The following is a 14559-nucleotide window of genomic DNA, read 5'->3' as shown; positions in this document are numbered from 1 at the left end:
GCCTTCGGTGCAGGTGGTGGAGGAGGCGGCGCGCTCGGTGCGGCCACGGGCGCAGGTGGCGCGATCGAGGGCAATTTCGGCGGCCCCGGGACCTTGGGCAGCAAGTTTGTCGGAGCAGCAGAAGGCGTAACGCTCGCAGGCTTGGGCGCACTCGAGCCGGCCAACTTGGCCAAACCCGCAGGAGGACGCGGCGCAATGGGCGCAGGAAGCACCGACGGAGCTACCTTGCCGGCAGGCGAAGGCACGCTCTTGCCCGCGGCGCTTGGGGCCGTAGGTGGTTTCGGCGGGGCGGGGGGATCGTTGGGCGGCATGAAGGGCGTTTTGCCGAGAGGGATAAAAACGCAGTGGTATTGTAGCAGTACACGCCGCATCGGAGAAGAGTTCTGAACACGGCTGCCTCGCGACCCACGTTCTCGAGCGCGGCGACGCAACTCTTTCGAGCGTTACGTGCCAGGGCACGGCAACTCTGCTACAGCCTGCCGCCAGATGGGCTACCCCCTCGAGGTTGCGCTCCGGTATCTGGGGAGCAAAAAACGCGCGTTCATTTCGGTTGGCACGGCCTTCGCCATTCTCGGCGTCACGCTCGGTGTCGCAGCTCTTGCTACCGTCATGAGCGTAACCGGCGGCTTTCAAGCGCAGTTTCGCGAGAAAGTCCTCGGGGTCAACGCTCACGTGCTCGTCCTCAAGTATTCGACGGACTTTCGTGAATACCGGACTGTCATGGAGCAGGTGGCCAAAGTGCCGGGCGTTCGCGCCGTCGCACCATTCAGCATCAATCCGATGATGCTCACGCATGGATCCGCCACCGCAACGGGCGTGCTGCTGAAGGGCGTCGAGCCGTCTTCGAGCCTTGGCGTGGGTTTGCCCGAGGGCTCTCCGTACGTACTCGACCTGCCACAGCAGATCAAAGACGGGTCTCTCGAGGGGCTGCGTATCGCCGGCGCAAAACCGCCGGAACGCAAGTCGCCTTCTTTGCCCCCCGTGCCCAAACTAAACGATTCGCTCGATGGAGGTTTGCCCCAGGACGGTGGCGGAACCTTCGGACTGCTTCAAGCGATCGAAGAGGACATCAAGCGGCAGGAAGAAGCAGCGCGCCTTCGCAAGGACGACAAGAAAGACGACACGAAGGACGACGAGGCTCCGAGCATCGACGCGATCGCAGCGCTCGAAGCGACGCCTGCGGACAAACTCTACAAAGACGCCAAGCCCGAACCCCAAGTCAACGACGTCGTCGACGAGCTCGATGCAGGCGTTGCGGAAGAAGCAGGCCCGTCGGGTGAGGTCGAGCCTGATGGCGGCTACGCAAGCGTGCTGCCGGATGAAGACGAGGTTCCCGCGGACGTGGATCCGGACATCTGCGCCGATCCTGATCTCGTTGCGAAGCTGCCCGGTATCGTCGTTGGAACGTCGCTCGCAAAGACGCTGAAACTCGACCTGGGAGACTGCGTCACGGTCACGTCTCCGACCATCGGTTATTCGTATTCGGGCGGATCGCTGAAGCCCCCCGTTGCCAAACGATTCCGCGTGATTGCGGTGTTCGAGGCAGGGTTTGACCAGTACGACTCGAAGCTCGTCTACACGGATTTGTACGAAGCTCAGGCGTTTTACGATCAGGGCGATACGGTGACCGGCGTCGAGATGAAGGTCGACGACATCGACGACGCCAAGCAGATCGCCAAGCAGATCAGCGTGCAGCTCGCGAGCGGCCTGTATCACACGATGGACTGGGAAGAGCTGAACCACGGGCTGTTCACCGCGCTTCTCATCCAGCAGATCCTCATGAGCGGCGTCTTGGCGCTCATCATCGTCGTCGCAGCGTTTACCGTCGTTGCGACGCTCATCATGGTGGTGCTCGACAAGACGAAAGAGATCTCCGTGCTGAAGGCGATGGGCGCAACGAACGGACAGATCCTGCGCATCTTCCTCTACCAAGGCGGCATCATCGGTTTCGCGGGCACGTCGCTCGGTCTCTTGCTTGGCGTCGTCGTCTGCAAGGGGCTTCTCGTCTACGGTTTCCCGCTCGATCCAAAGGTGTACTTCATCTCCCGATTGCCGGTGCAGGTGAGGCCGCTGGAATTCGCGATCACCGGAGCCATTGCGATCTTCATCTGTCTCGTGGCGACGATCATTCCGAGCGCGTATGCCGCACGGCTACGTCCTGCCGAGGGATTCCGCGCGCAGTGATGCGCGCGCAGCATAAACAATCGCCGCCGCAAACGATCGCCGGTCCTTGGCGCCGCTCCGCTCCCCGGTCACGCTCCTTTCGCGAACGCTCGACGAAGTGTTCGCGCAGGGGAATCTCGGTCAGCCAGGCCGATTGTAGTTCGTATCTTCGAGCAAAATGACGTTGGTCTTCGAACGCGTTTCGCCCACGTTCGTCACGTAGACCGCGGGTTTGTCCTGGACGGGGCAAACCTTTTCGCATGCCCCGCAGCCGATGCAGAGCGATGGATCCACGTGAGGTCGCTGCACGTGGACCGTGGTCATTTCGGGTTCTTTGCCATCTTCGGATGCGATCGGTAGGCGTCGAGGAATGGTGACTTCCTCGACCCAAATGGCTTTGGGAGACGTTGGGCAGAACTCTTCGCAAACGATGCACGGAGTCGCCATGGCCCACGGCAAGCAGCGGCCTTGATCATAAAATGCCGTGCCGATGGAAACAGGCTTTTGTCCGAGCCCGAGCTTTTGATCTTCGGTAATTTTTTGAATGGCTCCGGTGGGACAAACCTGCCCGCAGAGCACACACGAATGCTCGCAATAACCAATTCGCGGAATGAGGATCGGAGTCCAGATGCCCTCGACACCCGCCTCGAAAAACGCCGGGTGAAGAGCATTGTTCGGACAAACCTTCATGCACTCGGCGCAGCGAATGCAGCGCTCGAGGAATTCACGCTCTTCGACGGACCCCGGCGGGCGAATGACGCGATGATCGTAGTTGGCATCGATGACATCGGCGATGCGCGCTGCTGGAACGATGGCTGCTCCGGCAGCGGCGGAAGCTATGGCGGTGCGCCGACCGGTGTCGGGTTTCGTAATGGTGCCCTTGCGGTTCGGCAGAAAGCGAAACTTGATGACGTCTTCTGGGCAGGCGCTTTCGCAATTGAGGCACATGTGGCATTCGTCTTGTCGCCACTTCACGCCGCCTTGAGGCGAATCGGCGCCCTGGCAATTGACGAGACACAAGTTGCAATCGGTGCACTTCGCATGGTCCTTTTCCATGCCGAACAGTGCAAAGCGCGCAAAAACGCCGAGGAACGCTCCGAGCGGGCAGAGCACGCGGCACCAGAACCGAGGGATGACTCGGTTCATGAAAAGGACCGCGACGAGCAAAATGCCGATGAACCACGTGTGATGAAAATAAAATTGTTTCGATTGCCAAACCGTTTGCGCTAGAAAGTCTTGAGCGACATCCGTCGCGGATTGCAGGGGCCTCACGCCCGCCTGGCCCGTCACGAAGCTCGCCACGCCAAACACGTACTGAACGGCCGGGATGACCGCGAGACCAATGGCACGAACGGCGATACAAATGGGATCGAAGAGCCCTCCAATCGCGCTGCCCGCAACGCTCGCGGCGAGAAACGCGTACATCAAGTAATACTTGATGCGTTGCCGCGGAGCGGTCTTGTTGGATTCGACGCGCTTGTTTCCGCGCAGGTATCTCGATGGAAAAATCCATCCAAAAAAATGATGAAGGGTGCCAAATGGGCAAATCCAACCGCAAAATACGCGACCAAAAACGAGCGTGAGCGCCAATAAGCCCAGCGACCACACGAGACCGCGGTAGACGGTATGCGTCGAAAGAAGCGTCATGGCCGCGACGAATGGATCGGCCAATAAAAATGCTTCGACGGGAAGGGGAAGACGGACTGCCGTCTCCGCAGAAGCAAAAGAACCTCGAAAGCCGGTCTGAAATAAGAAATATAAAAAGAGCGCCAAAAAACCCGCTTGCGATACGCGGCGCACCCACACGAGCACGCGAATGCTCATGCGAGCGGGAATGCCCGAACCCGCGCGACCCTTTTGCTTTACAGGTGCGACGCTCGGCGCCTTCGCTGCCGCGCTGCCTGCGGTCGTTGCGCTGGCCACGTTTACACCTCCACCCAGCGCAAGTCTTTCCAATGCATCGTCCCGAGGCCTCGTTCGTGTCCCATGCGAATGTAGGGAATTTCTTCCGCGGATCGGCCTATGAGCTGACACCCGTACGCGTCTGCCGCAACCTGATCGATCGAAGCCACGATCGTGCGGATTTCCTTCGCGTCTGCGATGTTGCCCCCTTGCGGACCATTACGCATGAGCACCCGCCATGCATCGACCACCGTCAGCGTCGGTTGCATGAACGTCGCCAAATCCGCAATCGATACGTCGATGTTTTGATGCAGCCGATTGCGCCTTCCCCCGAGCGACCCGTACCAGTTTTTCATGGCCGCCGTGTACCGCGACAAATTGTGATGTTTTGCCACCGGTACATTGATCACCTTGTCCGCCTGAATGAGCGGCGTGTAGACCGGCCATTCATCCAGCACTTCGCCCTTCAAACGCATGCCGCGGAATCGATGCTCCGCCGGCAATACGACTTCCGCTCCCACGTCGTACGCCGCTTTCCAAATACCCGACCGCTGAAAACATCGATTCGGCTCATTGCACGAGGCATCGGTCACGACGACTCGTTTGGCACCCGCGTCGTACGCCAGCTTCACCACTTCCGCGACGACCCGAGGATTCGTATTGGCTGCGTGAATCGGCGTCCTGTCCCATCCAATGTTCGGCTTGACGACGACGATGTCACCTCGCGACACGAATCGCTTCATCCCTCCGAGCGCCGTGATGGCTTTGCGCACCAGCGCTTCCGGTTCGGATTCGTTCTTTGCGACGGAAAGCGCAGGCAAATCCGATGCATCCGGCACCCGATGATCACGCGTCTGCGGGCGTTCGCGGGGCGCGGCGACGCCTACGTCGCCTCGATCGTAGCGCACACGTGCGGCCGCCGCGGCTCCACCCAGAACGAGCCCCGCTGCACTCAAACGCTGCAGCATTTCTCGGCGTGAAATGTTACGCATCGGAAGATCTGGTTCTTAGCAAGACCTTCACGCAGCGACAAGCGGCGTTTGTGCTTCGAATGCCGTCAGTTGTAGGGGTCGTCGTCAGCACCGCCGGCAGGTGATGGCGATGGCTCTGGAGCAGGCGGAGGATCCGACGGCGGAGGTGCAGCGGTGCCCGAGGGCGCGCCCGTGCTGCCTCCAGCCGGCGTTGGGTACGATACCTGTGCTGCGGCGCGTTTTGCGGCATCGAGCTGCTTGCGCAGGTCTTCACGGTCGGTGTTGCAACTCGTTGCATCCGCGTGCGCGCGATCGCGTTCGTCCGCGAGCGTCTTCAGCTCGTTCTGTTTTTGTTCGACGAGTGCCTTTTGATCGTCTCGCTCCGTCGTGAGCCGCTGTTTGTCTTGGCTGCACGTCTCGCTGAGTTTGTCGTACAGGTTCTTCACTTCGTCGGTGTCGTCACGACAGGTCTTCAACGCGTCTCGGTGCTGATCCCGCAGCTTGTTCATCTCGCTGACGCATTCCTTCTGCTCACCGGATTTGCACACCTTGTTTTGCACTTCGAGGCGCTCTTCGTAGTCCTTTTTGTCGGTCTTGCGGCCTTGTTTGCACTTGTCGGTGTCGCTCTGCGCTTTGACGTACGACGCGATGCAGGTGTCGAGGTTGCCGAGCGTTTCTTGGCCCAAGGCTCGGGCGTTTTCGACTTCGTTCATGAGGCGCAACTTTTCGCGCTTGGTGAAGAACCACAGCGCGGTGGCTCCAGCGCCGAGCATCAGCACGGCAACGGCAACACGAAAGCGCTGCAGGGATGCTCGCTGTTTGTCGCGGGCGCGTGCCTCCGCCCGATCGACCTCGCGCTCGGGTTCGAGCAGCACGTCGAGCTGCGCGGCGAGCGCCTTCATCGTGGGGCGTTTGGCCGGGTCTTTCGCGAGCCAGCGACGAAATGCATCCTCGATGAGCTCGCGAGGTTCCCCTTCTGCATCCGGGAGCATGTCCTCGGGAAGGGGCCTCGTTGCTCGCACATCGAGCGCCTTCATCAGCTCTTCGAGCGAGTTTGCCTCGGTACCAGGAAACCGCGCCTCGCCGATGAGCGACACCAGGATGGTCGCGCCGAGGCAGTACGTGTCCATTTTTTCGCTGAGCGGTACGTCAATTTCGCCGCGCAGCATCGACAGTTGTTCGGGTGACGCATAGAGCGCGGTTCCGGCGACGAAATGCGCTTCGCGTTCAGCGGCAGCGCCGAGATCGAGCAGGATGGGGTGCACTTGGCCGCCGAATACGGCGAGGAAAATGTTTTCCGGTTTGATGTCTTGATGGCGCAAACCGGCCGCGTGCAGGGCTTCGAGACCACGCGCGACGGCCGTGAAGATCTCGTACGCCTCACGCAGGTCGAGGGGCTTGCGAGCAAGGCGCGCGTCGAGGGTTTCCCCTTCGTACACGGGCATCGTGAGCCACACGTAGTCGTTTGTCATGCCGTGATCTTTGAGCTGCACGACGTGCGGATGGCCCACGGTCGCGAGCATCACGAGCTCACGTTCGACGTTGCGCCCAGCGTAGTGGGACTTGGGCAAGATCTTCAGCGCAACCTGATGCTCGGGCACGTCCTCGCGCTGAGCGACGTAGACTTTGCCGAACATGCCGGCGCCGAGCAGCCGCGTGAGGCGATAGACGTTGCCCACCACGTCACCGACGCCAGGAAGGGCAGCGTTCGACGTAGACGCCGGAGCCGGCGTCGTTTCGTCGATGCGTTCTCCGTTGTCCGGGCGATCGACGGTCACGGAGTATGCCTGCACCGTCGTCGTCGTGCGCAGCTTCGATTTCGATTTCACGGCAACATAGAGTGTACCGCGAACCGCTTGTGGACTGCGAAAAAGCAGCGCAATTTGTAAAGGATTAGCTGCGGCGGGCGCGTACCGTATCCACGAGCCAAAGGATTGCGGCACTCGCGACGAGGCCAGGAACGAGGAAGAATGACGCGAGCCGCACTGCGTAGAACAGTGCGGCAAGAGGCAGGAGCCAAAGAAGGTCCGCGCCGCTCGGCGACAAGAGGGCTTCGACGAGACCCGCGGCGTCGAGCCCGTAGGCGAAGGCGACATGGAGAACCACGACGAGTGCGGCAAACGTCAGCGTTCGTCGGGGAAAACGAAGCGTTTGTCCTGACGCAGGAGCGGTCGCGTCGTTCACGACCCACCTGCTTTCTTGCAATGGTTTTCCCATTTCCAGGTGGCCGTCGTCATCGCGAGCAAGATGGCGTTTCCAAGCGGTCCACCGCTCATGTAGCGCATGCCGCGTGTGCGATGAATGGGAACGCCCCAAAAATCAGCCGTGCGGTAAAGCTGCGTAAAAAATAGCGAATCGCCATGAAGTTTGGCACTGGCCAGCGAAAAACCCGTCGCTGAAACGCTGACGCCCAATACGACGGGCCCCGAATCGATGTCCCCGCCGCCGTCGAATCTGGCAGGATATTCACGAACTGCCCCAAATCCTATAAAATTCTCACTGTTGCCCTGTAGAGCACCAAAAAGCTTTTGCGAAAGTTGTTTGTCCACAAAGGACAGGGCAAACGCCGCGAGCGCCGTGCCGGATGCCCGTGGAGGCCCGAGCGGTCGTCCGGTAGCTGCATCCCCGCTTTGATGAAGCAGGCCCGAGGACGGATCGATCCAGTGAGAAAACGACTTTTGCCATGCGGGCCAAAAGGACCTCGTCGGACTGCCGGTTGCGCAATCGTGAAGCGCAATCGATGCCGCGACCATCGCTACGTCCGCTGCGTACGCTTCGCCCGGATACGTTTCGAATAGAGCATGGGGGGCCGCGGACAAACGAATGGCGAAAGCTTCCGTCAAGTCGTCGTGCAAGCGGGCAAATCGCGTATCGGGCTTCAAGAGACGCAGCATCGAAAGCGCGAGGTTCGAATAGCCGAGATAGGCATGCCCCGTTCCACCAGGCAACCCCTCGAATCCGGAGCGCCCCCAAGCTTCTGCACCAAAGGAATTCGTTTCGGCCGACGTGAGCTCGTCCGCGCATTTTTCCAGGGTTGGCACGTAAGCTGCCATTTGCGCCGGATGATGGAGCGCAACGTGTCCGAGGCCAATGGCTGCCATCGCGAACGTGCCGAACGCCCATTCTCCGTCGAATCGGGGACTTCCCGTATGAAATGCCGATGCGGCAACACCGGATTCGACGAACGCCTGCACTTCCGTCGCAAGGGCGACTTGGGCACGCTCATCGTCGTTGTAAAGTGCGCTTGCGGGGTAGCCGCTGATGCATCGAGGAATCGTGGCAGCACACGCGAGAATGAAGGCGAGTCTCAACGCGTATCGCCATGCGCGATGATCGAATGCGGTTTGCATGGGGGTGCGGAGGCGTGTCAGTTCGCGAGCTCCGCGGTGAATGCGTCGAAATCGCCGGTATTGCTCGGTGGGTTCGGGATGCCAGTCAGCGTGCTTTGAAATCCGCCACCAATGATGACATGGCCCGTGGTCGAGCCGATGACGACCGCTGGAGCGACCTGGAGCAAGGTGTCGCCAAAATCGGTGGCCCATCGTGGCGTGAGCTTGCCGTCGAGTTTCATGGCGAATGCATCGAAATCGTTGGCGCCCGTCGTGAAGAGTGCACCTACGTTCGTTGGCAAACTGGATGAAAACGCGCCCGCAACGACGACATCGCCGAACGAATCGATTGCAATCGAGCGTATGGCCTGCGTACCGGCGTGCACCATGGGGAAGGCATTGCTCGCTTCACCCTTTGCGGTCGAAAACTGTGCGACGTACGTGTCCCAAAAGGGAGAGGTATCCGTACTTTGCACGCTCGAGGGTCCGAGCACGATATTGCCACGGAACATGCCAGACAAATACACGGCATGGGTGCTTGCGGCGAGTCCGCCGACGAGGTCGTCCTGGTCGCCACCTACGGTCACGCTCCACAGCGCACTGCCGGCTTCGGAGGGATTATTCGAATCGAGAATCCGTGCAAGGAGGATGTCGTTGGCTCCGGAAGCCGTGACAACGCCTGCATTGAACGCCACGGTGTCGGCAAACCGTGCCGCGATGAAGATTTCATTGTTTTCGTTGATCCGAATGGCATCGACGGATTGATCTCCGGCGCCAGTGAAGAATGTTTGCCAGCGGAACATGCCGGTCGATGTATAAGAAACGATGAATCCGTCTCGGCCTGCGCCGGTCGGCGCGTCCATCTGGCCACCGAAGTTGATCGAACCCGTGTAATGACCAACCACATAGATATTGCCGCTGCTGTCGACCGCGACGGCGCGCGCTTCGACCGTGTCTCCTGCTTCCGCCGGATTGCCGATGGCTTTGATGAATTTGGCGGTGCCATTGATGCTGAAAACCGTAAGAAAGCCATTCTTCAGCGTCAGAGCGAGTGGAGCCTGGCCCATCGCAGCCAGCAAGCCATTGTTGGTTACACCAACGACGATGATCTCATCCGTTGTCGTGTTATAAGCGACGCCCGTGCCATAGGCGGTGCCCGCTCCGGGTTGAAACGGCATGAAGCTGAATTGCCCAGACCAGTCGTTGACGCCTCCCAAACGTTGACGGCGCCAAAAAAGCACTTGACTCGACGTGGGCGGAACGTCCGCCAATAAATTCTGAATTAAGGCATTTCGTATGCCAACGGCGTACGAGACCCCGTCGAATCCCCCTTCGGCCGGCGTCGTCACCATCGCGAGGATCATGTCGTCGCCAGGCGTGAGCTCACTTTGTGCCTTGATGGCAGTGCCGGTGCATCCGACGAAGCCGTCGCAATTCGTATCGTCTTGCGACGCGCACGCCTCGGAGGTTGGCACAACAAACCCTTTGCATTCTGGCCACACGCCATCTTCGCAGGTCTGTTCGACCGGCTGGCACAAGCCTTTTCCTTTGGCGGGGAATGGCCCGCCATAACAGGACCGAACTTCCTTGTCGACGCACGGTGGGCTTCCACCACCACCTGCTTGACCGCCCGCGCCGGCAATCCCGCCCGTACCGCCGGCACCAGCCGTGCCACCGTCGCCACCCGTTCCGGACGAGCTCGATGCCGCATTGCCGCCTTGTCCGCCGCTACCATTCGACTGCGGAGGCGTGTAGGAGCAGCCTATCGAGAGTACGAAATAGCTGCTGATGGTTAGCGTAATCCAAGTTGCGTTGCATTTCATGAAAGTGCTCCGGTTGGCAAGTGCTCGACCGCGAATCAATTCGTAAGCTCGATGAGGAAGGCATCGGCGGGGCCAGTCGCCGTGAGGAGGGGTTGAATGCCGGTGAGTTGGCCTTGGAAGCCGCCGCCTGCGAAAATATGGCCCGTGGCATTTCCGATGGCGACGGCGAGCGAGACTTGATCGAGGTCGTTGCCGTATTTTCTACTCCATCGTCCAAGGAGATTGGCATCGAGTTTGCCAACGAAGGCATCGAATCCACCGTTCGCGCTGGGCGGCGGATTCCCGAGTGGTAATGTTATGCTAAATCCGCCCGCAATGACAATGTCATCGAATGCATCAATGGCCACCGCGCGGACTTGCTGCGCGCCATTTCCACCGAGCACGGTGTATTTTTGGAACCCGCCATTGTCCGCGGCAAACGTGGCAACGAATGCATCACCAGCGTCATTGGCTATCAGCGTTTGGTCATGGAGATCTACGCTGCCACGGAAGTTGCCGCTGAGCACGACTGTCGTCGAATTCGCCGCAATACCTCCGGCATCGAGCTCGTTGCCTACGACATCGGCCCCTTTCACCTGCACATTCCACGTGGCGACTCCATCCGTGCCGCTGAGTCGGCTCAGCAAAATATCGGCGTTGCTGTTGCCAACATACGTTTTTGGCCCTTCCGTGGTGTTGATGCTCATGCTTCCGACGATTGAAGTGGCAATCACCACGTCGTTGTCATCGACCGTCACCATGGCGCGAACGGATTGATCGAAGATGCCCTCCAGAGGCTGAGCCCAGCTCGTACCATTGCTCTTGAATGCCGCGACGAAACCGTTTTTGTCCCCCGTCATGGGGAGAGTCGTCGTTCCAATTTTGGGTGATCCCATGTAACTTCCACCAATGAAGACATTGCCAGCAGCATCCGTGGCGACGGCGAGCGTTTCGACGTAATGATTGCCGCCGATGCTGAAGGCGTCGAGGACGGCGCCCGCGGGGGAAAATCGAGCAGCGAACGTATTTGTGGTGGCGCTATCTCCGAGATTTGTGCCGCCAATGGTGAGCGAACCGCCGGCAAAGGAGCCAACGACCACGACGTCGCCCGTCGGCAGGACGGCCACGCCGGTGGCAACCGCAGCATTGGGTCCGCCGCCACTGATGAATGAAAATTGATTCGACCAATCGTGAAACACTCCGTTGGAGTCTCGCTGCCAAAGCAGCACGCGGTGGTTACTGAGTGGCATCTGATTGAAAGAATACGCAGCCTGGAATCCGGCCGCGTACGTTGCGCCATCTTTGCCGCCTTCGCCTTTTGCGGTCGCGACTGCGAGAACGAGGTCATCTCCCGATGTTTGCATTATCGGGGGAAACGCCTTGATGGGCGCGCCGCTGCACGGAGGGAACTTGTCGCAATTCGTGTCTTCGGCTCCGCTACAACCTTCCGGCATGGGTACGACTTGCTTGCTGCATGCGCCCCAGGTTCCTTTTGGCGTGCAATTCCTCGTGCCCGGTTTGCACGTGCCCTCGCCTTCGGTTCCCGCTGGGCCGGTGTACGCACATGTCTCGGCTGTGCCCGGCTCACACACGCTACTGCCGCCGCCTTGTCCCGCCGCACCGCCCTGCGCCGAGCCGCCTTGTCCCGCCGCACCACCTTGTCCACCGGAGCCCGCTTCACCGCCAAACCCACCTGCCCCGGTGGCTCCAGCACCCCCTTGACCGGTTCCAGTGCTGCCCGTCGTCCCCGCCTGCGGCAGTTCGTAATTGCACCCGATAAATGTCGACACGCAGCCGGCAATCGGTAGAACGAGCCCCGAAATCATGTGAAAGTTTTTCATGCTGCTCCAAGCGAAGCGAAAGGATAGGCCTTCCTGATCTGACGCATGTTCGAGCGCCGCGGCGGCGGCGTCAACAGTCAGCCAAGTATTTCGGCATGTAAACCGCAGGCTGCTGGGCTCGCGCCTCCGTTTTGACGCCGAGCACGGTCACTCGGCGGGCACGTCGAACAATCTGCTTTATGCGGTCGTCGCTCGTGACGAGCCGGTCCCAATACGAATCGTGCATGCCCGGAGCATAATGGGTCCGGCGGTGACGCACCACGCTTGCCGCGGCGTAAGCCGTATTCGAGATCACGTTTCGCGGAGGTGGCGAACAAAGGATTCTTGCGCCAACATCGACGCCCCTGCATCTTCCGGTTTCTCGTACGGAACTTCGACCATTTCGGACCGCATCGAGCGTCCCGTCTCAAAGCCGCAATATCGGAAAAAAGGAGCCGCCATGGCCACCGTGAACAACGTGATTCTCGTGCCGATCGACTTCGAACCTGCATCGATGAAAGCGCTCGGCATTGCCAAAGATCTCGCTTCTCGCATGGGCGGCGAAGTCGTCGTTGTGCACGTATACCAACTCCCCGTGTACACGTATCCCGGCCTCGAGCCTTCGCTGATGCCTGGTTTCCACGCTGAAGTCACAGCGGCGGCAGAACGCGCCGTCAGTTCGCTTGCGCAGCAGGAAGGAGGCATCCGAGCGGTGCTTCGGGAAGGTGATCCGGCGACGGAAATTCTTGCTGCCGCCGCAGAGCTCAAGGTGTCGATGATTGTGATGGGAACGCATGGGCGCAAAGGTTTGGCGCATTTGTTTCTCGGGAGCGTTGCCGAAAAGGTTCTGCGTAAGGCCAACGTTCCAGTGATGTCGGTGCGGGTCGCCTGAGCGCCACGGGGGGGCGCGCGATGGCGCGATATCGACTTGCGGACCTCGCATTGCTGCCGAACATCCTGAGCGCGCTTCGCTTGCCGCTCGCCGTGGTTTTTCCGTTCGTCGCGGCAGATGCGCGGGCAGCGTTGGCCGTGCTGCTCGCGGCGGCGCTCACCGACATCTTCGATGGTTGGCTCGCGCGTCGTTCGGGACAGGTGACGGCGGTCGGCGCGGTCGTGGATCCCATCGCAGACAAAGTCTTTGCGACGACGGTCGTCCTCACGCTGCTCTATCAGCAGAAGATGCCCGTGTGGGCGCTTCCGGCGCTCCTGTCGCGTGAAATTCTGGAAGCACCGCTCGTCGTGTGGGTGCTCGTGAGCCGCAAATTCCGCGGCACTCGCAAAGCCGCGGCGCGCGCGAACCTCCCGGGAAAACTCGCCACCACGGTGCAGTTTGTCGCGGTACTTTCCGCCATCGCAGCGCCGGATCTCGTCGAAGTCACGCTCGTGGGGGCCGCCGTCGCAGGCTCGCTCGCAGGCATTTCCTACTGGCATCGCGAGCTACATCGTGCACGGCTCGCACGCGTAGCTCAGGCTGGCGAGCGCCCGACCGACGAGTGAAATGCTCGTCGCGCGTACCGATCGACTTTCGTTTGCCACGTTGATCCGTGTACCGTAGGTGCGCGTCGTCTTCGCGTCGTGACGGCAGCGGGATCAGCGAACATGTTGCAGATCAAAAAGTTTGTCGCACTTGCGTGCGTTCTTCTCATGGTGCCTTCGGGCTGTGCTTCGGCCGGAGGAGCCCAAGCGAAATACGCCTACCGTAGCGCGGATACTGCAGCCACGGGGGCAAACATCCAGGCTGTTGGGAAAGAGTCGCGCGACTTCGAATCGTACGAAATCGATGGTGCACAAGTCTCGGCCGATGGTGGTGACTTGTGGAGCGGTGGTGAGGTCGATTTGCCGCTCAAGAAAGAAGCACCTGCGCGCGAAGAGGCTTCTCCTGCGCCGCCGCCACCTCCTGCGCCGGGCTTTGCTGCGCAAGCTCCTGCAACGCCTTCCACGCGACAAACCGAAGCTCCAGCCGAGCAAGCTCCTGCATCGACGCCTGCGCACGCCAAGGACAAGCAGGCAGACAGCGGCACTGTGAGCGTCATTCGCGCGCCCATGCTCGTCTACACCGGTCGCGTGCAGATGGCGGTGTACGAAGTCCGAAACTCACTCGGTGAAGTCGAAACGCTCGCTCGAGCGCTCGGAGGGTTTCTCGCCAAGCGTGACGACCATTCGATCACGATTCGCGTGCCCGCGTCGCGCTTCGACGAAGCCATGCGTCGCATCGAAAAGCTCGGCGACATGATCAGCCGCGACGTGCAGGTCGAAGACGTGACCGAAGAGTTCAACGATGTGGAGATTCGTTTGAAGAATGCGCGCGCCGTACGAGACAGACTCGAACAGCTCCTCTCCAAGGCGACGAAGGTCGAGGAATCGATTCAGATCGAGCGGGAGCTCGAGCGCGTGGCTTTGACCATCGAACGGCTCGAAGGGCGCATGAAGTTCTTGAAAGACCGCGCGACGTTCTCGACGATCACGGTGACATTTCAGCCGCGATCCGCTGCCGAGCTTGGCAAGCGGCCCTTCAACCTGCCCGTTCCTTGGCTGTACGGGTTGGGCCTTGGACGCCTCTTGAGCCTTTGAA

Annotated in this window: 12 protein-coding genes; 4 read left to right on the top strand and 8 right to left on the bottom strand. The window is 60.4% G+C overall.

Features of this window, described 5'->3' with window-relative positions; genetic code table 11:
• The first annotated feature begins 486 nt into the window (after nucleotides 1-486).
• Nucleotides 487-2184 (top strand): ABC transporter permease, encoded by a 1698-nt coding sequence (locus IPM54_36550; GenBank protein MBK9265282.1) that lies wholly within the window; start codon nucleotides 487-489, stop codon nucleotides 2182-2184.
• 120 nt (nucleotides 2185-2304) lie between these two features.
• On the opposite strand, the gene IPM54_36545 is transcribed toward IPM54_36550, so the two are convergent.
• The 8 genes from IPM54_36545 to IPM54_36510 all read right to left on the bottom strand — a co-directional run bounded on the left by IPM54_36545 (nucleotide 2305) and on the right by IPM54_36510 (nucleotide 12303).
• Nucleotides 2305-3987: a 4Fe-4S binding protein gene (locus IPM54_36545; GenBank protein ID MBK9265281.1), complete on the bottom strand. Its 1683-nt coding sequence runs from the start codon at nucleotides 3985-3987 to the stop codon at nucleotides 2305-2307.
• A gap of 101 nt (nucleotides 3988-4088) precedes the next feature.
• Nucleotides 4089-5033 (bottom strand): DUF362 domain-containing protein, encoded by a 945-nt coding sequence (locus tag IPM54_36540; protein ID MBK9265280.1) that lies wholly within the window; start codon nucleotides 5031-5033, stop codon nucleotides 4089-4091.
• 89 nt (nucleotides 5034-5122) lie between these two features.
• Entirely contained in the window at nucleotides 5123-6865 is a 1743-nt protein-coding gene (locus IPM54_36535) for a protein kinase (GenBank protein MBK9265279.1), read from the bottom strand.
• Between the two features lie 64 nt (nucleotides 6866-6929).
• Nucleotides 6930-7220, bottom strand: a complete 291-nt coding sequence (locus tag IPM54_36530; protein ID MBK9265278.1) for a hypothetical protein — start codon at nucleotides 7218-7220, stop codon at nucleotides 6930-6932.
• On the bottom strand, nucleotides 7217-8386 hold the full coding sequence (locus IPM54_36525; protein MBK9265277.1) for a hypothetical protein: 1170 nt from the start codon (nucleotides 8384-8386) through the stop codon (nucleotides 7217-7219). Before IPM54_36525 ends, IPM54_36530 begins: the two co-directional genes overlap by 4 nt.
• Nucleotides 8387-8403: 17 nt before the next feature.
• Nucleotides 8404-10188, bottom strand: a complete 1785-nt coding sequence (locus tag IPM54_36520) for an SBBP repeat-containing protein (GenBank protein MBK9265276.1) — start codon at nucleotides 10186-10188, stop codon at nucleotides 8404-8406.
• A 35-nt stretch (nucleotides 10189-10223) separates the two neighbouring features.
• A complete protein-coding gene (locus IPM54_36515) occupies nucleotides 10224-12008 on the bottom strand; it encodes a hypothetical protein (protein ID MBK9265275.1) in 1785 nt (594 codons plus the stop codon).
• 70 nt (nucleotides 12009-12078) lie between these two features.
• Nucleotides 12079-12303 carry a hypothetical protein gene (locus tag IPM54_36510; protein MBK9265274.1) on the bottom strand — a complete coding sequence of 75 codons (225 nt, stop codon included), beginning with the start codon at nucleotides 12301-12303 and terminating at the stop codon, nucleotides 12079-12081.
• 144 nt (nucleotides 12304-12447) lie between these two features.
• On the opposite strand from IPM54_36510, the gene IPM54_36505 reads away from it, so the two are divergent.
• From IPM54_36505 to IPM54_36495, 3 genes are all read left to right on the top strand, one after another.
• Nucleotides 12448-12879, top strand: coding sequence for a universal stress protein (locus IPM54_36505; GenBank protein ID MBK9265273.1), 432 nt, complete (start codon nucleotides 12448-12450; stop codon nucleotides 12877-12879).
• A gap of 20 nt (nucleotides 12880-12899) precedes the next feature.
• Entirely contained in the window at nucleotides 12900-13484 is a 585-nt protein-coding gene (locus IPM54_36500; GenBank protein MBK9265272.1) for a CDP-alcohol phosphatidyltransferase family protein, read from the top strand.
• 147 nt (nucleotides 13485-13631) lie between these two features.
• The gene (locus tag IPM54_36495) at nucleotides 13632-14558 is read left to right on the top strand and encodes a DUF4349 domain-containing protein (protein ID MBK9265271.1); all 927 of its coding nucleotides are present in this window, start codon (nucleotides 13632-13634) and stop codon (nucleotides 14556-14558) included.
• Nucleotide 14559: the final 1 nt, after the last annotated feature.

It is taken from the genome of Polyangiaceae bacterium, assembly GCA_016715885.1.
Classification (GTDB): Bacteria; Myxococcota_A; Polyangia; order Polyangiales; family Polyangiaceae; genus Polyangium.
The sequence above is the reverse complement of the archived record's forward strand: the minus strand, read 5'-3'. Positions and strand labels throughout refer to the sequence as shown.

Coding starts and splice junctions, on each gene's coding strand:
- IPM54_36550 (MBK9265282.1), top strand. CDS start 487: ATGGGCTACCCCCTCGAGGTTGCGCTCCGGTATCTGGGGAGCAAAAAA.
- IPM54_36545 (MBK9265281.1), bottom strand. CDS start 3,987: ATGAGCATTCGCGTGCTCGTGTGGGTGCGCCGCGTATCGCAAGCGGGT.
- IPM54_36540 (MBK9265280.1), bottom strand. CDS start 5,033: ATGCTGCAGCGTTTGAGTGCAGCGGGGCTCGTTCTGGGTGGAGCCGCG.
- IPM54_36525 (MBK9265277.1), bottom strand. CDS start 8,386: ATGCAAACCGCATTCGATCATCGCGCATGGCGATACGCGTTGAGACTC.
- IPM54_36520 (MBK9265276.1), bottom strand. CDS start 10,188: ATGAAATGCAACGCAACTTGGATTACGCTAACCATCAGCAGCTATTTC.
- IPM54_36515 (MBK9265275.1), bottom strand. CDS start 12,008: ATGAAAAACTTTCACATGATTTCGGGGCTCGTTCTACCGATTGCCGGC.
- IPM54_36505 (MBK9265273.1), top strand. CDS start 12,448: ATGGCCACCGTGAACAACGTGATTCTCGTGCCGATCGACTTCGAACCT.
- IPM54_36500 (MBK9265272.1), top strand. CDS start 12,900: ATGGCGCGATATCGACTTGCGGACCTCGCATTGCTGCCGAACATCCTG.
- IPM54_36495 (MBK9265271.1), top strand. CDS start 13,632: ATGGTGCCTTCGGGCTGTGCTTCGGCCGGAGGAGCCCAAGCGAAATAC.